Origin of the sequence: Corynebacterium sp., assembly GCF_030532715.1 — a bacterium.
Classification (GTDB): Bacteria; Actinomycetota; Actinomycetes; order Mycobacteriales; family Mycobacteriaceae; genus Corynebacterium.
Map to the genome: position 1 here is coordinate 219166 of NZ_JAUNKO010000004.1, position 26463 is coordinate 245628.

The window sequence follows — 26463 nt, forward strand, 5'->3', positions numbered from 1 at the left end:
CTGGAGCCTGTGGTTATGAAACGTCCTGCCCGCGGCGACGTGGCGATTGCTGCGTTGACCGCGGTCATGGCGGCGTTTTACATCTGGATCGCCTACGACGCTACGGTGGCGGCGCAGGCGCCCGTTCCGCCGCCCACGTGGGTGGCGGAACAGGGCGTGATCGTCGTGGTCTGGGTGCATGCGGCGGTGGCCGTAGCGTTGGTGGGCGCCGCGTGTTACCTCCGCGCCTACCCGATAGTTTGTTCGGTCGCCATCTTGGTGTTGTTGGGGGTGTGGTCCGCCGCGTCGATCAGTGTGCTTCCGGTGAATATGGGGTATCCGCTGGTGCTGTTGTTGGCTCCGTGGGCACTGTATTGGGTGGCGCGGGCACCGAGCGTGTCGCAGCGGGCGGCGGTGATCGTGGGCGTGGTGGCTTCGATTGGCAGTTTGATTTCGCCGTTGATGTGGCAGCTGGCGGATAACGGCGGGATTGCCTACCGTGGCGGAGACGATCGGTACACGTGGTTGGCGTTGCATTGGGTGACGGTGTTGGCGCTGGTGCTGCTGGGGTTGCGCCGGAAGGCGTTGGAAGTGGCGCGGCAGGACGCCATTGTGCGCAGCCGCGAACGAGAGCATTTGCGAATTGCCTCCGAGATTCACGACGTGCTGGCGCATTCCCTCACCTTGATTCGCATGCAGGCGGCAGCGGGAATGTACGACGAAAAAGCTGCGAAAACTAGTTTGGAAACCATCCATAAGGTGGCGGGGGAGGGAATCGCCGAGGTACGCATGATTGTGAATGCGTTGCGCTCGGGCAATGTGGATGTGCCGCACACGCTGCATCTGCATGATGTGGTGGAACGCTTCCGCGCTGCGGGCTTGTATATTGCGGAGGATGTGCGGGTGGATTTGCGCACATATTCGCCGATCGTGCAATTGGCGCTGCATCGAATTCTGACGGAAACGTTAACCAATGCGCTCAAACACCAGGGTGTGGGTACACGAGTTCGATTAAGCGTTGAGGAGCGGGAACAACGCATTGAATTGCGTGCCTCTAGTCGAGTGATTTCCACCACTTCGCAGCGGTATCCTACCTCTGGTGGTTTCGGCCTCGAGGGAATTAAGGAGCGTTGCGTTGCGCTCGGCGGTGGCTTTGAATTTGACCTTAAACATAATGTTGCAACGACATACGCTTGGCTGCCGAAGGACCCACAATGACAATTCGCGTTTTGCTCGCCGATGATCAACCGATGCTCGTGTCCGCCCTCGCTACGATCCTGTCCAGCCAACCGGATATCGACGTCGTGGCCACCTGCGCCGACGGCGAACAAGCGGTGGCGGCGGTGCGGCAGGGCGGTATTGATATCGCGATTTTGGATATTCGCATGCCGGTGAAGGATGGTATCGCCGCGTTGCAGGAAATCAGCCGCATTGACCCGCACGTTCGGGTGCTCATGCTGACCACGTTTAACGTCCCTGACCTTATCGAGCGTGCTCTTGCGGCGGGTGCCCAGGGTTTCTTGTTGAAAGATGCCGAGCCGGAGGTGCTGCTACAAGCTGTGCGCTCGATACACCGGGGCGAATCCGTGCTGAGTTCTGGGGTGACCGGACATGTGATCGAGGCGTGGCGGCAGCAATTGTGCAATCCGGCGCAGCCGCTTGCCGCCGAGGTGCAGCAGGGCTTAAGTTTGCTTACCCCGCGCGAGGCGGAGATACTCACCAGCATTGCGCAAGGGAAAACTAACCCGGAAATTGCCGCGCAATTTGTTATCTCGGAAACCACGGTAAAAACTCATGTTTCGCACCTGTTGGCTAAATTGCATTGCCGCGATCGGGTGGCGTTGGTAATTTTAGCCCGAGAGGCCGGTGTACATGCTCATACCGTGGTAGGAGAAGGAAGTTAGCACCGCAGTCGGATTACATGAGTTGTTGCGTACGAAATGATAAAAGTATGCAAACAGCAATTGAAATCCAGCAAATTTCCGTCGCCCTTGGCGGAAATAAGATCCTAAACAATTTGTCGTTGCGCGTTTTTCCGGGGCGGGTGCACGCCCTCCTTGGCCGCAACGGCGCCGGCAAATCCACCACCTTCAAGGCGTTGCTTGGCCTCGTCCCGGTGCAGGCGGGCACCATTACGGTGTTCGGCGGCCCGATCACCCCGGCGAGTTTGCAGCAGATTGGCTCTTCGATTAACGGCCCGGCGTTGTATGAGCATCTTTCCGCGCGGGACAATGTGAAGATTCACGCGTCGTTGTTGGGGCTCCCGAAGTCGGAGGTGCAGCGTGTGCTCACGCTCGTGGGGTTAGCGCAGACCGGCAAGAAGAAGGCGCGTTCGTTTTCTACTGGGATGCGCGCGCGATTGGCGTTGGCGATTGCGATGCTTGGTTCGCCCCCGATTTTGATCCTTGATGAGCCGCAGAACGGCCTCGATCCGCAAGGGATTTCGGACCTTCGGGAATTCTTGCGGCAGTGGGCGCGGGCGGGTGGCACGGTGCTTGTGAGCTCCCACCAATTGGGTGAAGTTGAGCGGCTGGCAGACGATATCACCGTTATTAACAACGGCAGCACGGTGTTCTCCGGCACCGCGGACGAGTTCCTGCAAGGCGGTGACTTGGAGGCGCGTTTCCTCGACGCGACCGCCGCGCCGGAGCCGAATCCGTTTGTGGATGCGCCCGGGTTTGGTCACGCGGGGCGTCGATACGTAGAGGAGGGTTTGCGATGACCACCGCACTGGTAACCATGCCTAGGTATCTCCGCGCGGAGGCGCTGCGGCTGAAGGGGTCGTCTGTGCTGTACTTTGCGGGCATCGGTGTGCTGATCTGCATCAGCGGGGTGATGTTGTCCGCGGGTGCGCAGAGCGCGGGCTTCCAATCCAACCCGTTAGCGTGGCAGGCAATGTATGTTACGGGGATGGCCGCGCCGCTCATGATGCTGCTCGCGGGGCTTTCCGAACAACGCGAACGTGTGGCGCGCAATGGTGGTATTGCGTGGCGCGGCGCCTCCGTGAGGCGCGATCGCTTGGCGCGCTTGTGTGGCGTGGCGTTTGTGGCAGCCCTGTTTCAGTGCTTCTCGTTCGGCGGTGCGATCCTCTTTGGCGCGCCTCTCGACGCCGCGGCCGTCGGCGGTGCCTGCGCCTGGCTGGGTGCGCTGGCGTTGCTCGGGTTGGGGGCGATGATTGCGCGCCGTTTCGGCGTCATCCTCGCACTTGTATTCGGCATTGTGTGGCAGGTGTTGGGCACGCTCACCGCGGAACTTGCTGCGTGGTGGCTCATCCCGCCAGCTTGGCCGGTGCGAATCATGTTGGTGCCGATCGGGGTTCAGGCCAATGGTGAACCCATGCCCCCGACCCATCCGGCACTCAACGAGCCCCATGCCGTCAGCGTTATCCTCTGTGTGTGCTTCGCACTGGTGGTCTGGGCGGTGTCCATCCAGGTGGGCGAGCGTCAACCCGCGGTGCCGCGTACGCCGGCTGCATCGGTGGTGGCGGAAACCACCACCCCGTTCGAGCTGGCTTCCGCTGTGGCTACTGCCCGGCGGAATCCCCGAGCATTGCCTGTGGGTGCGATGCTCGGCGGTTTGAAAGGCAGCGGCGTCCTTACCGTAACGGTGCTGGCCGCCCTAGTGATGATCGTGAGCGCATTGGCGTACTCACCCGGCATTGTGTCCAGTTTGTTCGCTTTCGCCGTGTTTCCCATCGGCACCGGCATCCTGCCGGTGTTGGCGTGGCGCGCGCAGGAAAGCACATACACGCAAGTGGTGACGGAAAACCCCCGTACTTCGCTGGCCTTCGCTGTGGTCCATGTGCTGGTACTGGTGGCGTTATCGGCATTGGTCACTGTGTTATTGATCAGCGGTGGCGTTGCCGTGGTGCCTGCGCTTGGCAAGTTTCTGCTGTGGCTGTTGGTTGGCACGACGTTGTTGTGGTTTGGGCTGGCGCTGATGGTGCGCTTCGGTACCGGCGCGGCAATTTCCGCCATGATCATCTGGACGCTGATAGCCATCACCTTGGGAGGCGACGTGCTCGCCGATACCTTCCTGTGGATCGTGGCGTTCCCCGTGTGGCCGCAGTTGGCCACCACGCCGGCACGGTACGGCATTGCCGTGGTGCTCGCTACGGTTGGCTGCGTGCTGGCGGCGGTGGCGTTGCGTGGGGCGCTGCGGGTGCAGCGCCGGTACGCATAAACTGCCGATTGGTTAGTTTGCCGTAGACACTTCAATCACACACGAGTTTGCCGCACCCACTGCTCCGGTGGCTGCGGCATCTACGCGCGCCAGCCCGGCGGTGTCGGTGGGAGAAAGGTGCAGTACTTTCACCATTTCGTCGTCGTGTTCGGCCTCGCGTTCGTGCTGCATTCCGTCCTCGTAGTGCAGGGTGTAGGTGACGTGGTCGCCGGGCTGGCCGCGGTACGTCAACGTGGAGGAATCGCTCCCATGTTCAAAGCTCACCACGGCGGGTGAGCAGTGCCCCGTATCATCCACATCTTTGATCACGGGTTCGTCAGGGTTGCGGCCAAACAGTAAATCCTCCTTCGACGGCAGCTCCGGTTGCTGCGCCGAGCACCCCGCCGCGAGGGTGCACAGTAGCGCCGCAAGAACGCAAGGCAGGCAGCGGTTCATTTGGCAATCACCCCCGATTCAATCACTAGGATGGCGAGGTCGAGTCGGGAACTTGCGTGAAATTGTGCAATCAGCGAAGAAATGTATTTCTTTACCGTCGCCTGGGAGTATTGCAACGTGCGAGCTATTTCGGCGTTGGATTTGCCACAGCATAAGTTCTCCAGCACCTTTTTCTCCATCGGGTTGAGCGTTTCATAGGTGCGCGCTACCGGAGACTGCTGCGGCGGGTTCGGGTGGGCTTCCGAAATATAGGAAACGAGCCTACTCAACGGTTTGGGGGACACGGCGACGCCGCCGTCGGCAACGTTTCTGATAGCGGTGCATAATTCTCGCGGGGTGGAGCTTTTCACAATGTATCCAGATCCGCCGCCTTTCAGCACTTCGATCATGTTGGTGTCGCTGTCTAGCGCTGTCATCGCAATAAAATTGGCGGAGATGTGTCGCATCTGCATTTCTTGTAAAAGAGAAATGCCGCTCATTGAGGGCATGCGGATCGCCGCAAGCACGATATCTACCGTGTGGTGTTTAAGTTTGTCTAATGCATCGAAACCGTTCTCGGCTTCATCGATGATGTTAATGTCATTTTCGCAGGACAAATAGCGTTTGATTGTGGAGATCGCAAGGGGATCATTATCCACCACCAACACTCGGATCGCGGTTGCTGTCTCGCTACACATTCACAGAATTCCAATCGGGTTGTTGCCCAAAGACCCCCGGCTTTGGTGTGGGGTAATCATGTGTTTGTTTGTGGGAAAATCAGCGGCCGAAGCCAGCGCGATAAAAACTCGGTCTCATAGTCACGGTGCCTTTCGTTGCGCGGTCCGTCACTGTATTCCGCCGGGTTTCCGCGCTCGATCGGAGCATTTGCGAAGCAATGTTACATAGCGGCATTTGAGCGGGGGTGCGCACGATTGAACACGTTTTATTCGATGCGCCGAGGCATGGGATGTATTTCGCGCTACGCGCGAAGGTTTACACATGTGCTAGCGCCATAGCGGACACGATACCTTGTGTGATGCCTATTTGTACTGCGTACAACATACACCGTTCGGCGGGTTCGTCCGTCAAACACTTACCCGCCTGTAAAATTCTTTCGAATCTAGCGAAAACGCCGCGTCGCGGGGGAGCGAAACGAAAACGGGTTTGTCAGGGGACTACGCCAGCGGGGGTGGTTGAGGCCAATGCGAGCCGCCCAGCGACGGCCTGCCCGAGACACAACCCGCCATCATTGGGAGGCACCACGCGATGGGTCAGCAATTCCACGCCGCCGAGTTCTTCGCGTAGCAGCTCAACAAGCACACGGTTGAGCGCGCAGCCGCCACTGATGCCAACGATATCTTCGCCAGTACTTCGCAGCGCGGAGGCGACAATGCGGGCGATGGCATGGTGAAAGCGAAACGCGTCCCGCGTTTGCTGTAGCTCCAGCAATGCGTCCGCAATCGTGGTGGCGTTGCTGGGATGGCCGGAGGTTGCAAGCTGTTCGAACCACATGGCCGCCTGCGCCTCGTAGGTCACCTCAAGTTCGGGATCGAGTAACGCGGCCGCGGCGTCGAAAATCCGACCGAGCGAGGTTGTCTGCACTACGCCGACCCCCGAACGTAATTGCGAGGCTACGAGTGGGTTGGGGCTGGGCAGGTCCAGCTGCCACGCGTGGGCGATGCCTTGCAGAATCCGCCATGGTTGCTTGACCGCAAGGTCGCCGCCTACCAGCGGGAACGACGGGATGTGCCAGAGCCGTTCCCACGTCGCTCCGGTGATGCGCAAAATCTCGCCGCCCCAAATGGTGCGATCCGTGCCGTAGCCCGTGCCATCCAGTGTGGCCACCACTCCCGTGTGCCGATCGTGTTCCGCGAGCAGGGCGTAAGCGTGGGCCGCGTGGTGCTGCACCTGCAACAGTGGAATATCGTGCTTATCGCAATAGCGTTCGGCCCATGCGGTGGTGGCGTAGTTCGGGTGCAGGTCGCACACCACTAACTCTGGGGCGTTGCGGTGGGTGCCTAACATTTGTGCGACGGCGCGATCGAACGCTTCCTGGGTCGCCAGGCTGTGCATGTCGCCGATATGGGCGGAAATATGGGCGAACCCATCTACCGCAAATGCGAACGTGTTTTTGAGTTCCCCGCCAACTGCCAATACATTTGGACCTTCCGGAATCGGTACTGGAAGCGGCGCTAGCCCACGGCTCCGACGCACCGGGGTGTTATCGCGCACCACCGAGTCCTCCACGGGAACGTAAATATCACGGTCGTGCATGAGGAACGCGTCCGCCATATGTCCAAGCTTCGCCCGCGCATCCTCGTTGGTGTAGCACAACGGTTCGCCGCTTGCGTTGCCCGAGGTGGCCACTAGGGTGGTGGTAACCAGCAGCTCATGCAGGGGTGTGTATGGCGCCATTATCCCCAACTCTCGTAGCCCCGGTGCGATGCCTTCTCCGGGTTCACCAGGGGTAATGCGGATGGGGCGCACGAGATCGGCGGCCATTTCCGTGCTGGTTTCACTGTATGGGATCATTAGTGCGAATGGTTTCGCGGGGCGTTGTTTGCGCGCCCGTAGGGTAGCAACGGCGTTGGCATTCGCGGCGTCGCACATCAAGTGGAATCCGCCGAGCCCTTTGACCGCGAGAATCTTTCCTTGGGCGAGGAGGGCTTGCGCTGCGGCGATCGGTTCATCCCGCACGAGTTCGCCATCTTGTTCTAGCCATAAGGTGGGCCCGCAATCCCAACAACTGATCGGTTGGGCGTGGAAGCGGCGATCGGTAGGGTCGGTGTATTCCGCTTCGCACGCGGCACACATGGGGAATTTCCGCATGGTGGTGTTGGGGCGGTCGTAGGGAAGGTCGGTGATGATGCTGAGCCGCGGACCACAGTTGGTGCAGGTGATAAAAGGGTAACGGTAGCGGCGATTCGTCGGGTCCCGCATTTCCGCGCGGCAGTCGGCGCACATTGCCACGTCCGGTGGTAGCAGCGTGCGCGCCCCAGCCGAGTGCTTGGACTCGACGATGCGGAATCCGGTTTCCGCGATAACAGGCATGCTGGATTCGGCCACGGATACCACGTGGGCTAACGGCGGGAGCGTTGAAATTACTTGTGAAAAGAACTCGGCGACGGTGCTAGCTTCCCCTTGGGCTTCCAAAAACACGCTCGAATCGTCGTTGCCGCAGAACCCGGTGATTGCGAAGGCGGCGGCGACGTTGGCAACGTGCGGCCGGAATCCCACCCCCTGCACTACGCCGCGCACAATATACCGCGTTCGGATCACACCCATGTTCACTCACATTAATCAATTGTGCGAGTTTTCCTAGCCGTGCATGTTGCGTGGTGTAGGACTTCCGCTTTGTTACGCTGTACGCATGCTGAGTCCGAGTGGCGTGTTACGGTTGCGCTCATTGTTGGCGTTGTCGGTTGCTGTTGGTTTGGTGGTTGGCGTGAGCGTGTCACCCCCTGCGTCTGCTCAGGAGGCTCAGCCTGCCACGGCGTTGGTTATCGACGCCTCCGCAGCGATGTTGGTGAATAACCTTGGGGGACCAAACCCCATGGACGCCGAAAAGCAAGGGGTGGAGGGATTGCTCAACCAACTCCCCAGCGAACAATTGTTCGCTTTGGTGGCGATTGGTGATGGTACTGGCACGGCACCTGAGGAGCGGGAGGCCGGCTGTAAGGATGCGCGCACCATTGCGCCGCTGAGCCAGGATCGGGGCCCCGCTATCGACGGGTTACGTGGTGTGCAGCCGCGCGGCTATCGGCCGCTTGGCGCAGGTTTACTCCAGGCGGAACGCGAACTCCCAGCCGAGGGGCAGCGGCAGATTGTTCTTGTGTCCTCCGGCGCGGACGGGTGTGCCCCACCGCCAGCGTGCGACATTGCCAAGGAGATCCGCGAGCGGTCCGGCGACGTGGTGATCAACGTCGTCGGGTTTAATGTGGACGAACAGGCCCGTGGCGAGCTGCAATGCATTGCGGGCGCGGGCGGCGGATCCTATGCGGATGCGAGTGATGCGGATTCGTTGAAAAAACAGTTGGTGCTGAAGTCGACGCGCGTGGAACAGAAGTATCTCACCGGCGGTGTACAGGTGAAGGGCACCAAGGAAGCAAAAGATGCGCCCGTGCTGGAACTCGGTGGGCTTAAGGATGGCGTGCCGCAACCCACGCATTACCAAGACGTCATGCCCCGCAACGAGGCCCTGCACTACAAGGTGAAGGTGGAACCCGGGCAACGATTCGCCATTGGTTTTGTCACCCCGCCGCCCGCCGTGGCCGGCAACGATGTAGGCATTTACATGAACCAGAAGGTGGACATTTTTGATTCCACCGGCAGGACGTGTTCTGAAGATCAAGGCATATCCTCAATCGCGGACGGCTTTAGTAAACCCTCCGCGGGGTACGCGGTATCCAAAGACGTTGACGATAAAGACCTCTTTGCCTGCAAACCCGGCGAGCTCGATGTGGTGATTTCCCGTGACGGTGCGCTCGGCGCCGAATCGGATCTACCGGTGGAGTTTAAATTGTGGCGGCTGCCCAATGTGAAGCACCGGCAGAAGCTGGAGTTGTCGCCGGGCGCGACGCTAACGAGCGAAGCTTCGCCGAACGCGGCGTCGACAAGTACGTCCGCGCCGCAGCCGCCGCCGAACCTGGAAATCGGCAACCCTGCGGGCCCGTTGCCGAGCGCGCTAGGCCTAAGCGACGCGCCGGTCGTGCAACCCGGAGTGTACGATGCGATCCTCGGTTCCGGCGACATGCTCTGGTTTAAAGTGCCAGTACAGGAAGGCCAACGGCTGCAAATCAAATTGGAAACCCCGCCTATTGCGCCCGGCACCGCCGAAGCTCCGGCTGAAGTTCCCGCCGAACCCGCTGAACCTGCGGCGCCAGCTGAGCCGGCTGAGCCTGCGGCGCCCGTTGCCCCGGTGGTTGCCGAGCCCGTGGCGGAGGACACCGTGCCGATCGACGGCTTCCTCGAATGGGTATTCCTCAACCCCGTGTATGCGCCGGTGGAGGCCGAAACGTTCAGTGACAACAAATGGCAACCAACCTACGCGCTCTTCACTAATACTGAGCAACCCAAACAGGCGCTTTCAGTGACGCAGCCTTTGACCTGGGCGAACGCTGACAACGGAAATTACGGCAAGGGGTTTTTGTCCGGGGAACAATACGTGGCGATTCGTTTTAACACATTCCCAGTGGACTTGGACGAGGGTTACCAGCCCGCCCCGGTACAGTTCAAACTCGCCGTGGAAACCCTTGATGAGGCTCAACAAGCCCCCGAATTTACGTACGATAGCGTCACGGAAGACACGCCGCGCGCGCAGGGGCTCGGGCCGAACGGCGGCATTGTGAGCGTGGTGGTAAAAGTGCTGCTGGGCGTCATGGCCCTAGGCTTGCTGGTGTTCCTTGGTTTGGGCGTGTTTGTGCTGGTGCGCCGGAAGCGTTAGCGCCGAACGCACGTGGCATACCCCCGCGCGCACCCCTTTCCCCGTTTTGTCGCACCCGCTTGTTACGTTCGAATGGTGCATGAAGTGGCGTTGAGTACTCAACTGGCGCGGGTGGTGTCGCGCGCCGCAGCTGGGCGCACGGTGCGTCAGGTGCGAGTTGAAGTGGGGGCGTTGCGGCAAGTTGTGCCCGAAACCTTGGCGTATGCCTGGCGTTTTGTTATCCAAGACACCCCGTTGCAGTCCGCGCGGCTGGTGATTCTGCCGGTGCCGCTACGGGTGAAGTGCGAGGCTGGGCATACTACGGAGGTTGTCGGCCAACTGGATTTATCTTGCCCGCATTGCGACGCACGCACGCACATTGTTTCGGGTGAAGAATTCCGCGTCGTAGACATCGACGTTGACTGAAAGGTACGAATAATGGGTCGTTTCCACCGCCACGACGATGGCACTGAGCACCACCATCACCATCATCATGATCATGATCACCACCATGATCACCACCATGAACATGATCACGGGGATCACTCCGGGTACGCGACCGGCCGCGAGCGGATCGCAGTGTTGGAGGATATTTTTACGGAAAATGATCATTGCGCGGCGCATAACCGCCAGGCGTTTGACCAGCATAATGTTCAGGCGGTGAACGTGATGAGTTCGCCGGGGGCGGGAAAAACGGCTGTGTTGCAGCACGTGTTGCGCGCGGCGCAGGGCAAGGTGCGCATTGGGGTCATTGAGGGGGATATTGAAACCTCGTTGGATGCGGATCGCTTGCAGGGTTTCGGGGCACAGATTTCGTTGCTCAATACTGGCCAAGGTTTCGGCGGGGAATGCCACTTGGATGCCCCGATGGTGTCGCGGGCGCTGCAGGGGTTGGAGTTGGATTCCTTGGACCTGGTGCTCATTGAAAACGTAGGTAATTTGGTGTGCCCCGCCGAGTTTGAGGTGGGGGAGCACCGCAAGGCCATGGTGTTTTCTGTGACCGAAGGGGAGGATAAGCCGTTGAAGTATCCGGTGATGTTCCGCTCCGTGGATGCCGTAGTGGTCAATAAGATCGATCTGCTGCCGCACCTTGATTTCGATATGGAATTGTTCCGCGCGAATTTGGAGAAAGTGAACCCGGGCGTTCCTGTGTTTGAAGTTTCCGCAAAAACTTCGGAAGGCATGGGTGATTGGCTGCAATGGCTGTCGTCTGACCTTTAGTTTTCTGGCGTATTCGTAGACCGGCGACCTCGCTAACTGCTAACCTAAAAATAAATAGTGCGCAAAATATTGCTTATTTATTTTCTAGTGGAAGGCAAGCGAAATGCTGGCTTCGGTTTTGGAACCTACTTCCACGGTAGCGATCATTCTCCAAGTGGTAGTCATTTTATTCTGCCTGCTTCGGGGAACGCACTACGGTGGGATTGGGCTCGGCTTAATTTCGGGCATTGGTCTGCTCATTATGGTGTTCGTCTTCGGCCTGCAGCCGGGCGAACCACCCGTGGCAGTTATGTTGACCATCGTGGCGGTGATTGGTTGCGCCTCCGCGTTGCAACAATCCCAGGGGCTGGACGTAATGATGCAATTCGCGGAGAAGTTGCTGCGCAAAAGGCCCGAAATGATCACCATCATGGCGCCGTTGACCACGTGGACGTTGACGGTGCTGTGCGGTACCGGACACGTGGTGTACACCATGTTTCCGATCATTGAAGACATTGCAATCAAAAAGAACATTCGCCCAGAGCGGCCCATGGCGGTGGCGTCTACCGCGTCGCAGATGGGCATTACGGCGTCACCGGTGTCGGTGGCCACGGTCTCGCTGGCAACAATCTTGGCACAAGACGCGGGCATTACCGGCAAGGCGTATTCCATCCCGCAGATTTTGAGCGTGGCAATTCCGGCGTCGTTGTGCGGCGTGTTGCTCGCCGCATTGTGGTCCATGCGGCGCGGTAAGGATTTGGATGTTGATCCGGAATTCCAGGCAAAGCTGAAAGACCCAGTGTTCCGGGAATCCATCTATGGTTCCAGCGAGACCCTGCTTGGCAAGGTGTTTCCTCGGTCTGCGTATCTCGCGGTGACGATCTTCTTTACTGCCATCGGCGTGGTGGTGGTGTTGGGCGCGTTTGAAATGCTGCGGCCTGAATTCCCCGGCAAGGATGGGCAGTTGGAACCGTTGTCGATGAACCTGGTGATTCAGATGATTATGCTGGTCGCCGGCGCCGCCATGTTGATCTTCTGCAAGATCGATAACAGCAAAATCGCCTCTACCGCGGTGTTTAAAGCCGGTATGACGGCGGTGTTTTCCGTGTTCGGTGTGGCCTGGATGGCGGATACATTTTTCCAAACCCACGTCGATGCATTAGAAAGCAGTCTTGGCAGCGTGGTGGCGCAAGCGCCGTGGGCGTACGCCCTTGTGTTGTTCGTGGTTTCAAAGTTGGTGAACTCACAGGCGGCTGCCCTCGTGGCCATTGCCCCCATCGGCCTGCAACTGGGCGTAGCTCCGGAAGTGTTGGTTGGGTTTTATGGTGCGGCATACGGCTACTTCATTTTGCCCACTTACCCGTCGGACTTGGCGTGTATTGGGTTTGACCGGACGGGCACCACCCGCATCGGGCGGTTTATTATCAACCATTCCTTTATCATCCCGGGCATCATAGGGGTGGTGACTTCCTGCGTGGTGGGCAGCATGCTGGCACAGGTGTTGTTGTAACCAACGCTTCACACTTTCGGGCACCCCCATCCTGAGGAAAGGGGTGCTTCGGGGGTAAGTCTGGCCTGTGAGATTTCTTGCATTGTATGAAGTGAGGGCGTCCTGACCTGCGTTGATGTTGTGAATGTTCGCGCTGTTCGTGCCACGGGAACCGCAGGAACTCGGTAGAGCACTACCTGACATTCGTGGGTGGCTGATCTGTTCTAGGGGCGATACGCTTCAATGAGACGTCACATTTGCATGCAAAGGATGGATCTCAATGGATTTCGGCACAAGTTGGCAGGGTTCGTCCTTGCGCGAAAACCTTGAACGGCGGGGGGTTTCGCGCCGTGACTTTATGAAGCTGTGCGGTGGGCTCGCCGCATTGTTTGCGTATGGTGTGCCGGAGGTTCCAGCGGCGCATGCAGAGGAATTGACCACGAAAGCTCAGGAGATTGCGGACAAGCTTGGCGCTGTGGAAAAGCCAAATGTGGCGTGGCTTCAGCTCCAGGAATGCACTGGGTGTATGGAGTCGGTGTTGCGTTCCGGCGGCACCACGGTGGAGGACTTGGTGTTGGGCATGCTGAGCATGAACTACAACGAGTTGGTTATGGCCGCTTCCGGCGAGGCGGCGGAACAAGCGTTGCATGATCTCAATGAGCAACCGCACATTCTCGTGGTGAATGGTTCGGTGCCTGTTGAGGAAAACGGCGTGTATTGCATGATCGGGGGGAAGACCGCTGAGCAGGTGCTGCGGGAAGCTGCTGAGAACGCCACGGTGATTTTGGCGGTGGGGGCGTGCGCGGTGTACGGCTCGGTGCAAGCGGCGCGCCCGAACCCAACGGGCGCGGTGGGTGTGGATGAGATTATTCGGGACAAGCCGGTGATTAACGTTTCGGGCTGCCCGCCGATCGGTGAGGTCATTACCGCAACCATTACCTATGTGCTCACCCACGGGACGGCGCCGAAGGTGGATGCGGAGGGCCGCCCACTGTTCGCCTACGATCAGCGCATCCACGATTCCTGCCCGCGGCGTGCGCATTTCGACGCCGGGCAATTCGTCCGCTCATTCGACGATGCGGGCGCCCGCAACGGGTGGTGCCTGTACGAGGTGGGTTGTAAAGGACCGTCCACGTTTAGCCCTTGCCCAATTGTGCAGTGGAATTTGAAATCCGGTTGGCCGATCGGGGCGGGGCACCCGTGCATCGGGTGCACCGAGAAAGACTTTTTTGATAAGTTCACGCCGTTTTATGCCACGTTGCCGCATGTCGTTGGCGTTGGGGTAGAGGCGAACGTCGAGAAGCTTGGTTGGGGCCTTGTTGGTGCCGCCGCAGCGGGCGCTGCCGTGCACGCTGGCATTACTGCGGTGCGGAAGTCGCGCCACCGTGAAGACGAAGAATTGTTGGCGGCGTTTGGTGAGCCTGTGCCGTTGCCAATGCCCACCGTGCCTGGAAAGGAAACTGAGCAATAATGGCCGAACGCGTTGTCATCGACCCCTTGACCCGTATCGAGGGGCACTTGCGCATCGAATTGGAGCGCGAAGGCAATGCCATCGCGAAGGCGTGGAGTGAAACCACACAATTCCGCGGCATTGAAACCATTGTGCAGGGGCGAGACCCCCGCGACGTGTGGGCCTTTGTGGGCCGCATTTGCGGTGTGTGCACAGGCACTCACTCCGTGGCGTCTATTACCGCAGTTGAGGATGCTATTGGCTCGAAGCCGCCGGTGCAGGCGCAACTGATCCGCGACCTTGTTATGGCGAGCCAAGAGGTGCATGACCACGTGGTGCACTTCTACCACTTGCATGCCCTGGACTGGGTGAACGTGGTGTCTGCGGCGGAGGGGGACCCGGCGAAAGCCGTGGAGTTTGCAAAGTCGATTGGCTCCAAGTGGGTGGGTAATTCCGAGGAGAAGTTCGCCAAGGTGAAGGAAACGCTGCAGGGGGTGTTAAAGTCCGGGCAGTTGTCCATCTTTACCGGCGGGTATTGGGATCACCCAGACTATCGCTTGCCGGCGGAGGCGAACCTGATGGCGGTGTCGCATTACTTGGATGCGCTGGAGTTTCAACGCTCGATCATCCGCGTGAATACCGTGTTCGGTGGGAAGAATCCGCACCCCAACTTCTTGGTCGGCGGCATGGCGTGCTCCATCGACCCGAACAAGTCCGAGACGGTGAATCAGGTGCAGCTGGATCAGATCGGCTCGTGGGTCAAAGAGATCGTTGATTTTGTGGAAAACTGCTACTACCCGGACGCGGTGGCAATCATGTCCGTGTACAAGGACTACTTTGACATTGGCGCGTCCTCACCGAACTTTTTGGCGGTGGGCATGTCTGGGACGCGGTTTGCCGGGGACGTCGATAAGCAGGCGGTGTCGAACACGAACCCGAATGTGAAGCCGGGCGTTATCTTGGACGGCGACTACACCAAGGTGCACCCGCTGGAGGTGTCTAAAATCCGGGAGTACATTTCCTCGGCGTGGTACGTCTACAAGGACGGCGACGATGCCGGCGTGCAACCCGCGGTCGGGGAAACCAAGGTGAAGTACACGGGCCCAAAGCCGCCGTACACCTGGCTCGCCGATGATGAAAAGTACACGTGGTCGAAAGCCCCGCGGTATGACGGCCGCCCAACCCAAGTTGGCCCGCTCGCGCGCGTGCTCTCCGCCTACATTCAAGGCGAGGAAATGACCAAGAAACTGGTCGATGACGCGGCGGAAAAGCTCGGCATTACCGTGGAGCAGCTGAACTCCACCGGCGGCCGGACCTTCGCGCGCGCCGTCGAGGCGAGGACGAACGCGCATCATCTTTCGGAAGAGCTGCTGCCCAAATTTATCGATGGGTTGCGTCGCGGCGACTACAACGTGTTCGACCCCACGAAGTGGGAACCCTCGTCGTGGCCGAAGAAAGCCGATGGGTTCGCACTCCAAGAAGTGGCGCGTGGCTGCCTTGGCCACTGGGTGAGCATTGAGCACGGCAAGGTGAAGAACTACCAGGCCGTGGTGCCCACCACCTGGCTGGCAGGCGGCCGCGATCCGGAAGGCAACATGGGCCCCTATGAGGAAGCCCTCGCCGGTAACGGTAAGCATCCGTTGGTGGACCCCAAGCAGCCGCTGGAGGCGCTGCGCACCATCCATTCCTTTGACCCGTGCATGTCCTGCGCCGTGCACATCATGGATGAAAACGGCGATATGCAAGTGCAGGTGATTACGCCATGAGTACCAAAGTCATCCGCGTAGCCACGAGTTATCCGGTGCGCCGGCTAAGCCCCGGGCGGCTGTTGGCCATGGCGGCGGTGTCTCCGGAAGGTTCCCAAGACCCCGTGGACATGGCGTTGGACGCCTCCCTCAAGGTGAACAGGCCCGATATTACGCCCACATTTACCAGCGACTTTAGCCCCGCGAGCCCGAAGCGAAAGTATTCGCTGGCGCAGGTGGATCTGCCGCAGGTTGGCCACGTGATGGTGATGCGCGGCGACCTGCAGGCCGTGATGGAGCAGGCCACCATGACCCGCGAGGAACGCGCCTTGCTGGTGCGTAACTCCGAGATTCAAGATAAGGCTGGGCGCCGCTGCCTCGCCGTGGCCAGCGCGAACGTGGCGCCGGACGGCACGGTCGGGGAGTACCGCATGGAGGGGTTCGTAGCGCTATCGTTGGAAAACCCCCAAGAGCTGGCGTCCAATGTTGCCGCGAACCCCAACGAATGGGTGCGCGTGAACATTTGGTCGGCCACGCTGCGGTTCCAACACTGGGCAAACATGGTGTTGATCGTGCTGATGAGCACGTCCGGCTACTACATCATGCGTCCGTTTTTTGGCCCCGCGGCGGAAACCGGACCGGATGTTGGCTACCTTATGGGATGGATCCGAATGATCCATTACGTGTCCGCGTTTTTGTGGCTGGGGCTCGGGTTCTCCCGGTTGGTGTTGAGCTTTACGGCAAAGGACCGGCAGCTGCGGTGGCGTTCCCTGTGGCCGTTGAACTCCAAGGAGGACGTAAAGAACCTCTGGGGAACCATGCAGTACTACATGTTCCTGCGCAAGCACGGCCCCTTGTATTTGGCGCATAATCCGTTGCAGCAATTGGCGTACACCGGCATTTACGCGATGTGCTTTTTGCAGATGCTTACTGGTTTGTCCCTGTACGGTTTGTACCACCAAGACAATCTGTTCTGGATGATTATGGCGTATCCGGTGCATTGGTTGGGCATTCCGATTGTGCGCTTGATCCACGCGTTGATCATGTTTATTTTGTGGGCGTTTGTGTGGGTGCATGTGTATCTAGCCATCCGTGCGGATGCGTTGGAGCGCCATGGTGGTGTGTCTTCGATGTTTAACGGCGGTGTGTGGTTGCGCCGTGGCGCCCGCCCCGTGGATGCTCCGGAGATCGGATGATTGTCCTGGGCATTGGTAACCCGATCATGGGTGATGATGGCATTGGTCTTGCCATCATGCGCCGGCTTCGCGCCCCTGATTGCGCGACGGTGGATGACCTTGATTGGGTTCCCAGCAGGCACGGCGTCGCCGCCGAAGATACGGTCGAATACGTCGACGGCGGGACGAGCGGCATTGAGTTGCTGTCGGTGATTCAACAGGCCGAAGATTTGATCGTGCTGGATGCGGTGGCCGCTGCGGGTGCCGCGCCCGGGACGGTGGTGGTGTTGGAGGGTGACCAGGTGCCGCGCCTGCTCAATTCAAAACTGTCACCGCACCAGGTGGGGTTGTTGGACTTGCTGGCCACAGCGAAGTTGCTGGGCCACGAGCCGCGGCGAATCGCGGTGGTTGGTATTGTGCCGGAGTCCGCCGAGCTGCATGTGGGGTTGAGCCCTGTGGCGCACGCTGCGTTGCCGGAGGCGGTGGCTGCGGTCCGTGAGCTTATGGATCGTTGGCGAGGTCCACAAAGCTGATTTCAAATTCTCGGCCGTGGCGCAGGTCCGCGGTTGGGGTGCCGCATACGGGGCAAGTTAAGGCGAAAAATTCGTCGATTTCTTGCTCGCATGCGCAGCTGGGGCAGTACACCGACGCGGGCACCATTTCCACATTCAGTTCGCCTTCCCCGACGATGTCCCAGGCAGCGTATAACGCTTCTTCGACCACGCCGGCGCGGGTGCCCACGCGCAGCGCGACGCGTAGAATAGGGCGGTCACCGGCGGCTTGTTTCGCAGCGGTGGCAACGCCCGTGAGCAGACCAAGTTCATGCACCTCTTCATTATGGAAAGGCTTTGGCCATGAGTACAACCTTGCGGCTCGACCACTTCCTCGATCCGTTTGAGGCTCGCGTTGTGGTTACTGAAAGTGGCCCGAGGTTCGACCTGTCCGCTTTGCCGCGCCTTGATGGCATGCTGCTCGGGCGAAACGTTGTCGAGGTCCCCGATATTGTCAAACGCTTGTGCGGCATTTGTCCGGTCACGCACCATCTCGCGGGCATGCGCGCACTCGATCAGCTTTTCGACGCCGCGCCCCCGCCCGCCGCGGAACATCTGCGCAGCTTGCTGCACTATGGTTCCGTGTTGGACGCCGTCGCCCCGAAGTTGTTCGGCCTTGAGCCTGAGCGGGCGGTCGAGTTGAAGAAGTTTGGCAAGCAGGTGCTGGCCATGGCTGGCTGCCCGGGCCATTTTCCGGATGTTGCGGTCCCCGGTGGCGCCCGCCCGCAGGAGATTTTCGAACTGGAGGTTCCCTCGGATGTTCCGGTACCGGAATTGGAGTGGGTTGATGAGTTCGCCGGGGAGTCGATACGCCTCGAGCGCGAAGGGCAGTTCGATCCGTTGGGTGCGGAGTTGTCCACCGGCGCGCCAATCACGCAGTGGTCGCGGCTGGTGACGGAAACGTTTCCTGGTGAACCCGCGCCGCGCCCGCTGTATCAAGGTGGGCTGTATCGCGTTGGTCCGCTGGCGCAATTCGGCTCCATGCATCCACTATCCGCACAGGTCACGCAGGTCAATCATGCGCTGGCGGAAATCCGTCGGTTGCTGCGCGCTGACTATAGCGGCCCGTGGGTTACGCCGGGGAAGTTGCGCGATGGCACCGGCGTGGGGCTAGTTGATGGCCCACGCGGTATCCTCGCACACGTGTACGTTGCGGTGGACGGGGTGCTTACCGGATGCCAGATTCTCACGCCCACCGCCCAAAACGAGCCATGGTTGGCGCAAATGCTTGTTCGGCTGGATGCGGAGTCGGCGATCCGAGCCGCTGACCCATGCTTGCCTTGTACCTCGGCCCCGGAGGGCCACATGAATGTGAGGACCGTGCCATGTGCCTAGGGATTCCCGCCAAAATTACCGAAATTATGTCCGGACCGCTGCCCACCGCGGTGCTCGATTTTGCCGGGCAGGAACGCACATGTTGCTTGGCTTATGTGCCGGAAGCGTCGGTGGGGGACTATGTCCTCATTCAGAACGGGTTTGCGATGTCTATTATGGATGAAGCGTCCGCGCTTGAATCGTTGGCCACAATTGAAGAGTTCAACCTAATTCAGAGAGATCTATAAGTTCTAAGCTCCGGGTGGAGTTCTATATGATCTACTCCACCGAGAGGAGCTGGCATGTCCCAACGCAATCCCTTCCGACCAAGCTTTGGGGTTTCGCCACTGTATTTGGCTGGTAGGGAGGATTCGCTGCAGGATTTCCGGATCGGTTTGGCGGAGGGAATTGGCAGCCCCTACCGCGCCATGCTTGTTTCCGGTGCGCGCGGCATTGGCAAAACTGTGTTCTTAAACGAGGTTGAAGACGTAGCCACTCAGGCTGGATGGGTGGTCGCCCGCGCCTACCCCGATGCGCACCTTGTGGATACTCTGGTTAACTCCACTATTCCCGAAATCATGAAAAACCTGGGGGAAACCGGCAGCAAGCACAGCCTCACCGGCGCCTCGATTGCGGGCATCGGTTCCATCTCTACCTCTGTTCAAGCGGCGGAGCGGCCGGCGCCCACCTTGATTTCCCGGCTTCGCGAGCTTGCTACATTCGTGCGCAGGTACGAGGCTGGGGTGTTGGTGACCGTTGATGAGGTGCAAAGCGCCGACCCGGAGCTTATGCACCAGTTGGCCACTGCCGTACAGGATCTCATCCGCGATGAATTCGACATTGCGTTCGTGGCTGCGGGCTTGCCGCTTGGCATCCACCAACTCTTGCAACACGACGGCACTACCTTTCTGCGCCGCGCCGAGCGAATCGAATTGGTGCCCGTAACTCTCGAGGAGGCGCGCCATGCCATCATCCACACCGTGCGCGAGGGCGGCAAAACCCTTACTGACGACGCCGCATCCGCCGCCGCCGAGCTTTCCCAAGGGTATCCGTACCTGATCCAGCTCGTAGGTTCCGTTATCTGGACCTACGCCACCCTCGAACACCGAGACGAAATCACGCTCGCAGACGTGCGTGAAGCTCGGCCGCAGATTGTGAAACGAATGGGTACCCAAGTGCACAGGCCAGCTGTTGCTAGCGTGCCCGATAGTGAGATGAACATGCTGAAAGCCATGGCCACCTTGATGGGCAACGATCAAGCAGTATCCACCGGCGCGCTCGCCAAGGCGCTCGGCGTGAAACCGAATGCGCTGTCGGTGCGGCGTGCTAACCTGCTCGCCCGTGAACTTATCATTTCACCCAGGTACGGGCACCTGAGCTTTACGCTGCCCTATATGCGCGAGTATTTGCTGGGAGAGTGATCCTGTCTCTGAAACCATCGAAGGTGATTGAACTCGGCATGGATCTGCTTGACGTGAGAAAAATTCCTTCCGTAAAAAGCTAACGCACCGAGGGGCAGCGGTGCGTGTTGATGAGCTGGTGCTCACTGGCCGGGTCTGGCGGAATAGAGCCTGAACAATATGGCGCCGAGCGACTAAGGCGAATTGTGTACGTCAAGTGATGCGGTTACTTCCTGCCGCTACGCCAACTCGCTACGGTGAGCACCACAAGGACAAGCGCGAGCGCGGCGGGCCATATTGCGGGTTCGGGCGCAAACAGGTTCAAAGTGGCTTGGACAACGGAGACCACCGCGAAGAATGAGAGGAAACCGGTGATGGTGTCACGTTGGAGTCGCCTTCTCGTTTCGCGGGTGGGATCATTGTCCTTGTCGTGCATGCGCCAATCTTAACAATCAGGCCAATCCGCCCAATCACGCTTTCACGCCACCGGCGGTGAGGCCTGCTACGATGCGCCGCTGGAACACGAGCACCATGATGACCAGTGGGATGGTCACCAAAGACCCGGCCGCCATGATGGAGGCGTACGGGAACTCGAAGGAGCTGGGACCGGAGAAGCGGGCGATAGCCACCGTCACTGGTTCTGTTGCCGTCGATGACAATTGTTTGGCCAACATGAATTCGTTCCACGTTGCGATAAACGCCAAGATTGCGGTGGTAAACAGGGCAGGTGCGGCGAGGGGCAGCAAGACGAGCCGGAATGCTTGGCCGCGCGTCGCGCCGTCGACACGCGCTGCCTCCTCTAACTCCCAGGGGAGCTGGCGGAAAAAGGACACCAGGGTGTAAATCGTCAACGGCAACGCAAAGGAAATATTCGGAATGATCAACGCGCGGTAGGTGCCAATCCAGCCGAGATCACCGAACAGCTGAAACAGCGGCGTGACCAGCGCAATGCCGGGGAACATTGAAGCGCCCAACACAATGCCCGTAACAAAACCCTTGCCCCGGAAATCCAGGCGCGCCAACGCGTACGCCGTAAACACGCCCACCATGACAGCTAGGAATGTGGTCACCGCGCCCACCAACAGTGAATTACCAATCGCGCGCAAGAAGTTATTGCCTTCGTCCGTGGCGAGCGCGTCCTGGAAGTTTTCCAGCGTCACGTGAGTGGGCCACGGGGTGGTGTCAAAGGTGAATTGTTTGTTGCGCAGCGCGGTAATGAGCATCCAGTAAAACGGTGCGAGGCCCCACACCAGGATCAGAACCACGCCGAAGTAGGTGCGCACAGTTTTCATCGTTTTGCCCCTTCTTGTTGTTTGCGGGCTTGGTTGCCGGAAACATCAGCACCGAAGAATCGGATCATCACAAACGCCACCGTGAAAATCAGCAAAAACACGAGGGTGGACAATGCGGAGGCGGAATTGAAGTTGTTTTGCCGCATATCGTCAACCACCAATTGGGAGATGGTCGCCGTGGGCGAGTTCGACGAGCTGGAGATCATAATCACCGGCAGGTCGTACATGCGCAGGGCATCCAAGGTCCGGAACAATACCGCCACCATGAGTGCGGGTTTTACCAGCGGCATGGTGATGCGAGTGAAAATCTGCCAGCGGTTGGCGCCGTCGACGCGGGCGGCTTCGTAGAGTTCCGTGGGGATCATTTGCAGGCCCGCTAGGATCAGCAGCGCCATAAACGGGGTGGTTTTCCACACGTCGGCGATGATCACGGCGACGCGGGCCGCCCATGGGTCTGTGGTCCAATGGATACTCGTGCCCAGCAGGGAATTCACAATGCCCCTGTCGGCGAAAATAAACTGCCACAACTTGGCGGTCACGGCCGTGGGAATCGCCCACGGGATCAGTACCGCCGCGCGGAGGAACGCCCGGCCCTTAAACTCTTTGTTCATGACTGTGGCCATCCACATGCCAAGGATGGTTTCCAGGGCGACGGTGACCACCGCGAACATGAGGGTGATGCGCACCGCGGGCCAAAAGTCGGTGGCCAGCACGCCGGGTGGGCAGGTTCCGACGAGCCCATCAGCCCCCATGCAGCGCTGCGTCAACCAGTAGAAGTAGTGGTCTAATCCGGCGAAACCACCCTCGACGAATACGCCGGTGACTGGGTCGAGGTGTTTATCAGATTGGAAGGACAACCAGATCGCCCGCAGGATGGGGTACCCGATGACGATTGCCAGCACCGTGAGTGTCGGTGCGATTAAGAACACGACTGCGCGATTGGACTTGTGAGACACAGCGCTCCTTGGGGGAGTGAGGAGAACAGAAACAACACAAAAGAAAAGGGGAGAGTGTAAACGCTCTCCCCTTTCCTCATCGTGCTTGGAAGCGGATTACTTCGCGGCGTTGGTGATGGCCGCAGTCATGTCCGCAGCCGCATCGTCAACGCTCTTGTCGGCGGTGAGTGCAGCGTACGCATTGTCCTGGATGGCCTTGGAAATCGCCGGGTAGAACGGGCTCACCGGGCGCGGCGCGGCGTTTTCCAGGGATTGCTTCAGCGCCGGCAGGTAGGGGTACTTTTCGGCAAGTGCGGCGTCGTCATACACGGAAGCCAGCACCGGTGGGAACGCGGACTCGGCGAAGGACATTTGGTTTTCCTCGCTGATCACGAACTCGATGAAGTCACGGGCCGTTGCCTTCGCCTTCGAGTTGACGTTGATGCCGTTGTTGTAGCCACCGAGGGTAGACACGCCTACACCGTCCTTACCAACCAGCGGCTGGACTTCGAACTTGCCCGCAACAGCGGAGTTCGCCTCGGAAGCGTTGTCGAACATGTACGGCCAGTTGATGGCGTATGCGGTCTCCCCGCCGACGAAGGCAAGGTTGGTTTCTTCCTCCGTGGCGCCCGTGGAGGACTTGGAAATGGTGCCGTCCTTATAGGCGTCAACCATTGCCTGCATGCCTTCCTTTGCCTCCGGCGAATCCACGGCCGGGGTCTTGCCGTCCTCCTGCACCACATGGCCGCCCCAGCCCTCAATGAAGCCGGCGGTGTTGACGGTCAGGCCCTCATACTGCTTGAGCTGCAGCGTCAAGCAATCCTTGTTTTCCGGAAGTTCTTTACAGGATTCCTTCAAATCGTTGAAGGTGTTGGGGGCGGCGGCCGCGAGTTCCGTGTTGCGGTACAGCAATTGGCCATTGGTGTTCTGCGGCACCGCATACAGCGTGCCGTTATAGGTAGCGGATTCCACGGTGGGCTGCAGCAGCTTCGAGGTATCCACCTCCAGGTCGCCCGTGAGCGGGGCGAGCCACTGGTTTGCCGCGAAGTCCGCCGTCCAGATCACGTCCAAAGCCATGACGTCGTAGTCGCTGCTCTTCGCTTGCAGGGACTGCACGAGCGTTTCGCGTTGATCATCAGCTTCGCCAGCGAGTTCTTTCAGGGTGACCTGCTCATCCGGGTGATCAGCATTCCACTTTTCAATGATCGGCTTGAGCTTGTCCGTGTCGTTCTTGCCCATCGCGAACGTGATCGGGCCACGCTCACCGGAAGCCCCGCCGGCGGACGAGGCGTTGCTGCTGGTGCCGTCAGTGCCGCCGTCGGATGCGCATCCGACGAGGATCGCTGCGGAGGCAAGCAGGGAAATCGTTGCCGCTGCAATACGCTTCATGGGAATACTTCCTTCTCGTTTGGTTTTTCTGACGCAATCGACAGAAGAAATTCACGTCCCCCCTAATGTAGTAACCCGAGTCACCCCCGTGGTTAGGATGTGGGCTATTTAACCCAACTCGGGGGTGGGGTGCAGCGGCAGGGTCACACGCTCCGCGCGGGCAATATCCGCCAGGCGAGCGGCGTCGGCAAGCCCGGTCACAATCACCGCGGAACCGCCCACCACGAGCGGCTCCAACACTTGGGCGGTAAACCCCGCGCCATCCGTCCAACCTGTGGATAAGGTGCGTGCCCGTGGCGGCAGCGACGAGGACACCAGTTCGTGGAGGGCTGGCGTGGGCGCGTCAAAGGTATCCCCATACAGGCGCACGGTCGGGCCGAAGTCCACTACCCCGGGGGGAACCACGCCGCCGGTCTCGGCAACGCCACGCCCAAACGCGTCATCCGTGACTAAGCACACATAGCGCTGCAAATCCGCCCCACGGTCCGGGGAGGAAAATAGTACTTCCCCGTCCGTACCGAAGTCGGGGGTAATGCCCGCCGCGTAGGCGCCCAGCGCAATCACGGCCGCCTGCCAGCTCGCGGGCAGATCAATGCCGATGGTTTCGCCGGGGGTGAGGTCGAATTCGTCGAGCAACATGTTGGCCACCTTCGCCGCCCAGTTATCCAACGTGGTGGCGGAAAAATCGAGGCGCGCCCCCGTCGACTCGTTATACACGGTCAGGCGGGGAGCGCTGGCATCAGATTCAAGTAGGTGACGTAGCAATTCCATGCGGCCCAGCGTATGCGAAGTAGGTGACGAGTTCACACGATGGGTGCCGCCGCATCCCGCCAGGCAGTCGCACCTAGGCGCGACTGTGGCGCTTAGTTCACGCAGCGCGGGCCATCGCCGCCGGCGTCGAAGCTGGGGGATTCGCTTTGCTCATCGACAGGCTCGCCGGGCTGCCCGACGGAGCTCGGCGCGGTGTTCGTGGTGGAACTATCCGGGGTGTTGGACACCGGGCCTTTGTAGTCCGTGTGGACGACGATGGCGAGTTCACCAGGAGCGAGCGAGGGGGAGACGCCGACCGGGATGTCGCCGAGTAGCTTTGCTAGTTCCTTGGCTGCGGGGTCGTTGGCGTTGGCGGCCAGCACGCGGGAATCGTTGTACAGCCCGGGTTGGGCGTTGGTGATTTCCACGACGTTGTAGCCGAGACCGGTCAGGTGGCCGCCCACGCGCGCACCTTCGCCGGATACTCCACCCGCGTTGAGTACGTACACGTCGGCGGTGTGCTGTGCTTTAGGCTCCTCCGCGCTTTCCGACGGCGCGGCAGTGGAGGTATCTTCTGCTGGTTGCGGATTGCTGGGGTCCGTGCGCTGATCCACCGGCTTGAGCAATTGCTCGAAGAACTTGTGCACTTGTTTCGTGTCCACCGTGACCACGGATTCGCCGTAATCGCCGACGCCGTCGATGCTGGTCACCGGGATGGTTTCAAAGTGCACGTTGCCGCCCGCCAGGTTTTGCAATTGCAGGCCAAATTGGGTGATGTCCCAGTTTTCGTCGATGGTGACGCTTCGGCTGACCGCGTTGGACAGCTCGTTGAGTTTGCTCGGTGAGGAAAGCGTGCCAGAGGAGAGCACCTTATTGACCAACGAAGCCATAAACACCTGCTGGCGCACGATGCGGTCAAGGTCGCCGCGCGGCAGGCCATGACGCTGGCGCACAAAGGACAATGCGTCCGGGCCGTTGAGGGTTTGCCTGCCGGCGGGGAAGTCCGCGCCGGAGAATTCATCCGAGGTGGCTTCTTTAAGGCATACGTCCACGCCGCCCACGGCGTCAGTCAGCAGCACGAAGCCCAGCAGCCCCACTTCCGCGTAGTGATCCACGGTCACGCCGGTGAGGTCAGACACGGTTTCGCTGAGTGCGCGGCGGCCGGAATCCTTGGCTTGTTTTTCACGGTTCGCTTCGTCGGCTTCCCCCGACTCCAGTAATTCGCCAATACGTTTGGCTTTGTGGTTGCCGTACACACCGTTGATTTTCATGTTGCCGAATTCATCGTCATGGATATAGGTATCGCGCGGGATGGAAATGGCGGTGGCCGAGGTGCCATCGTTGGGCACGCGGATCAACATGATGGTGTCGGTATTGTCGTTTGGTTCGTCGCCGGCGCGCAGCATGGCGATTTCCTCGCTTGTCAGCGCGTTGCCTTGGGCATCGGAGCGTGAGTCGGACCCAACCAACAGGATGTCCGTTGCGCCGTCTTTGGCTTGGCCGGGGCGGGTGTCGCCGTCGCCCAAGCCGAGATCGCCGGTGCCGGTTACGGTTTGGCTGAGTACACCAACGAAGGAGTATCCCAGGCCGGAGAACGCGAGGACCAAGGTGGACATGATTGCCAGGAAGACCCGTACGGCGCGGGGGCCAGCTTGCCGCAGCACCGTGGCTCGCGGGGGTGCGGCGTTGATGTTGCGGACGGTCCGGTACCGGTCGGTCACTGAGAATCTCCCAAAGTTACGATGGTCCTTGTTTGTATTTCTAGTTCAAGGAGTC

General features: G+C 59.8%; 25 protein-coding genes. 15 read left to right on the plus strand and 10 right to left on the minus strand.

All coding sequences use genetic code 11. From position 1 onward, the window contains the following. Nucleotides 1-15 precede the first annotated feature (15 nt). The 4 genes from Q4D83_RS07955 to Q4D83_RS07970 are packed head-to-tail and all read left to right on the plus strand — an operon-like array spanning nucleotide 16 to nucleotide 4161. A complete protein-coding gene (locus Q4D83_RS07955) occupies nucleotides 16-1197 on the plus strand; it encodes a sensor histidine kinase (protein WP_303174513.1) in 1182 nt (393 codons plus the stop codon). Next, a complete protein-coding gene (locus Q4D83_RS07960; protein ID WP_303174514.1) occupies nucleotides 1194-1883 on the plus strand; it encodes a response regulator transcription factor in 690 nt (229 codons plus the stop codon). The genes Q4D83_RS07955 and Q4D83_RS07960 overlap by 4 nt, the downstream gene beginning before the upstream one ends. A 47-nt stretch (nucleotides 1884-1930) precedes the next feature. Beyond that, nucleotides 1931-2701, plus strand: coding sequence for an ATP-binding cassette domain-containing protein (locus tag Q4D83_RS07965; RefSeq protein ID WP_303174515.1), 771 nt, complete (start codon nucleotides 1931-1933; stop codon nucleotides 2699-2701). After that, nucleotides 2698-4161, plus strand: a complete 1464-nt coding sequence (locus tag Q4D83_RS07970) for a hypothetical protein (RefSeq protein ID WP_303174516.1) — start codon at nucleotides 2698-2700, stop codon at nucleotides 4159-4161. Before Q4D83_RS07965 ends, Q4D83_RS07970 begins: the two co-directional genes overlap by 4 nt. Before the next feature lie 12 nt (nucleotides 4162-4173). On the opposite strand, the gene Q4D83_RS07975 is transcribed toward Q4D83_RS07970, so the two are convergent. The 3 genes from Q4D83_RS07975 to hypF all read right to left on the minus strand — a co-directional run bounded on the left by Q4D83_RS07975 (nucleotide 4174) and on the right by hypF (nucleotide 7860). After that, entirely contained in the window at nucleotides 4174-4596 is a 423-nt protein-coding gene (locus tag Q4D83_RS07975; protein ID WP_303174517.1) for a hypothetical protein, read from the minus strand. Beyond that, nucleotides 4593-5273 (minus strand): response regulator transcription factor, encoded by a 681-nt coding sequence (locus Q4D83_RS07980; RefSeq protein ID WP_303174519.1) that lies wholly within the window; start codon nucleotides 5271-5273, stop codon nucleotides 4593-4595. The genes Q4D83_RS07975 and Q4D83_RS07980 overlap by 4 nt, the downstream gene beginning before the upstream one ends. Nucleotides 5274-5742: 469 nt before the next feature. Next, on the minus strand, nucleotides 5743-7860 hold the full coding sequence (gene hypF / locus Q4D83_RS07985) for a carbamoyltransferase HypF (protein WP_303174520.1): 2118 nt from the start codon (nucleotides 7858-7860) through the stop codon (nucleotides 5743-5745). An 85-nt stretch (nucleotides 7861-7945) separates the two neighbouring features. Between hypF and Q4D83_RS07990 the strand changes: the two genes are divergently transcribed. The 8 genes from Q4D83_RS07990 to Q4D83_RS08025 all read left to right on the plus strand — a co-directional run bounded on the left by Q4D83_RS07990 (nucleotide 7946) and on the right by Q4D83_RS08025 (nucleotide 17589). Continuing rightward, nucleotides 7946-10018: a VWA domain-containing protein gene (locus tag Q4D83_RS07990; protein WP_303174522.1), complete on the plus strand. Its 2073-nt coding sequence runs from the start codon at nucleotides 7946-7948 to the stop codon at nucleotides 10016-10018. 84 nt (nucleotides 10019-10102) lie between these two features. Then, nucleotides 10103-10423 carry a hydrogenase maturation nickel metallochaperone HypA gene (locus Q4D83_RS07995; protein WP_303174523.1) on the plus strand — a complete coding sequence of 107 codons (321 nt, stop codon included), beginning with the start codon at nucleotides 10103-10105 and terminating at the stop codon, nucleotides 10421-10423. Nucleotides 10424-10435: 12 nt separating this feature from the next. Then, nucleotides 10436-11218 carry a hydrogenase nickel incorporation protein HypB gene (gene hypB / locus Q4D83_RS08000; protein WP_303174524.1) on the plus strand — a complete coding sequence of 261 codons (783 nt, stop codon included), beginning with the start codon at nucleotides 10436-10438 and terminating at the stop codon, nucleotides 11216-11218. Between the two features lie 103 nt (nucleotides 11219-11321). After that, nucleotides 11322-12707 carry an anaerobic C4-dicarboxylate transporter gene (locus tag Q4D83_RS08005; protein ID WP_303174525.1) on the plus strand — a complete coding sequence of 462 codons (1386 nt, stop codon included), beginning with the start codon at nucleotides 11322-11324 and terminating at the stop codon, nucleotides 12705-12707. Nucleotides 12708-12966: 259 nt separating this feature from the next. After that, nucleotides 12967-14157: a hydrogenase small subunit gene (locus Q4D83_RS08010; protein WP_303174526.1), complete on the plus strand. Its 1191-nt coding sequence runs from the start codon at nucleotides 12967-12969 to the stop codon at nucleotides 14155-14157. Next, nucleotides 14157-15902, plus strand: coding sequence for a nickel-dependent hydrogenase large subunit (locus tag Q4D83_RS08015; RefSeq protein ID WP_303174528.1), 1746 nt, complete (start codon nucleotides 14157-14159; stop codon nucleotides 15900-15902). Before Q4D83_RS08010 ends, Q4D83_RS08015 begins: the two co-directional genes overlap by 1 nt. Further along, nucleotides 15899-17077, plus strand: a complete 1179-nt coding sequence (cybH, locus tag Q4D83_RS08020; protein ID WP_303174530.1) for a Ni/Fe-hydrogenase, b-type cytochrome subunit — start codon at nucleotides 15899-15901, stop codon at nucleotides 17075-17077. The genes Q4D83_RS08015 and cybH overlap by 4 nt, the downstream gene beginning before the upstream one ends. After that, nucleotides 17074-17589 (plus strand): HyaD/HybD family hydrogenase maturation endopeptidase, encoded by a 516-nt coding sequence (locus Q4D83_RS08025; RefSeq protein ID WP_303174531.1) that lies wholly within the window; start codon nucleotides 17074-17076, stop codon nucleotides 17587-17589. Before cybH ends, Q4D83_RS08025 begins: the two co-directional genes overlap by 4 nt. Here the strand turns inward: Q4D83_RS08025 and Q4D83_RS08030 are convergent. Beyond that, on the minus strand, nucleotides 17558-17884 hold the full coding sequence (locus tag Q4D83_RS08030; protein ID WP_303174532.1) for a hydrogenase maturation nickel metallochaperone HypA: 327 nt from the start codon (nucleotides 17882-17884) through the stop codon (nucleotides 17558-17560). The two genes, Q4D83_RS08025 and Q4D83_RS08030, sit on opposite strands and share 32 nt — an antisense overlap. 26 nt (nucleotides 17885-17910) lie before the next feature. On the opposite strand from Q4D83_RS08030, the gene Q4D83_RS08035 reads away from it, so the two are divergent. From Q4D83_RS08035 to Q4D83_RS08045, 3 genes are read left to right on the plus strand one after another with little or no spacing between them, the layout of a single operon-like run. Further along, complete coding sequence (locus tag Q4D83_RS08035) at nucleotides 17911-18942, plus strand: nickel-dependent hydrogenase large subunit (protein WP_303174533.1); 1032 nt, start codon at nucleotides 17911-17913, stop codon at nucleotides 18940-18942. Beyond that, nucleotides 18933-19169, plus strand: a complete 237-nt coding sequence (locus tag Q4D83_RS08040) for a HypC/HybG/HupF family hydrogenase formation chaperone (protein WP_303174534.1) — start codon at nucleotides 18933-18935, stop codon at nucleotides 19167-19169. Before Q4D83_RS08035 ends, Q4D83_RS08040 begins: the two co-directional genes overlap by 10 nt. Before the next feature lie 54 nt (nucleotides 19170-19223). Then, nucleotides 19224-20342 (plus strand): ATP-binding protein, encoded by a 1119-nt coding sequence (locus Q4D83_RS08045; RefSeq protein WP_303174535.1) that lies wholly within the window; start codon nucleotides 19224-19226, stop codon nucleotides 20340-20342. A gap of 205 nt (nucleotides 20343-20547) precedes the next feature. Here the strand turns inward: Q4D83_RS08045 and Q4D83_RS08050 are convergent, their stop codons facing one another. From Q4D83_RS08050 to Q4D83_RS08075, 6 genes are all read right to left on the minus strand, one after another. After that, the gene (locus Q4D83_RS08050; RefSeq protein WP_303174538.1) at nucleotides 20548-20757 is read right to left on the minus strand and encodes a hypothetical protein; all 210 of its coding nucleotides are present in this window, start codon (nucleotides 20755-20757) and stop codon (nucleotides 20548-20550) included. A 34-nt stretch (nucleotides 20758-20791) separates the two neighbouring features. Further along, nucleotides 20792-21613, minus strand: coding sequence for a carbohydrate ABC transporter permease (locus tag Q4D83_RS08055; RefSeq protein WP_303174540.1), 822 nt, complete (start codon nucleotides 21611-21613; stop codon nucleotides 20792-20794). Then, nucleotides 21610-22569, minus strand: a complete 960-nt coding sequence (locus Q4D83_RS08060; protein WP_303174542.1) for a carbohydrate ABC transporter permease — start codon at nucleotides 22567-22569, stop codon at nucleotides 21610-21612. The genes Q4D83_RS08055 and Q4D83_RS08060 overlap by 4 nt, the downstream gene beginning before the upstream one ends. Before the next feature lie 96 nt (nucleotides 22570-22665). Further along, nucleotides 22666-23937, minus strand: a complete 1272-nt coding sequence (locus Q4D83_RS08065; protein WP_303174544.1) for an ABC transporter substrate-binding protein — start codon at nucleotides 23935-23937, stop codon at nucleotides 22666-22668. A 108-nt stretch (nucleotides 23938-24045) separates the two neighbouring features. Continuing rightward, entirely contained in the window at nucleotides 24046-24708 is a 663-nt protein-coding gene (locus Q4D83_RS08070; protein ID WP_303174545.1) for a TIGR03089 family protein, read from the minus strand. Between the two features lie 92 nt (nucleotides 24709-24800). Continuing rightward, on the minus strand, nucleotides 24801-26408 hold the full coding sequence (locus Q4D83_RS08075) for an LCP family protein (protein ID WP_303174547.1): 1608 nt from the start codon (nucleotides 26406-26408) through the stop codon (nucleotides 24801-24803). Between the last annotated feature and the right edge of the window lie 55 nt (nucleotides 26409-26463).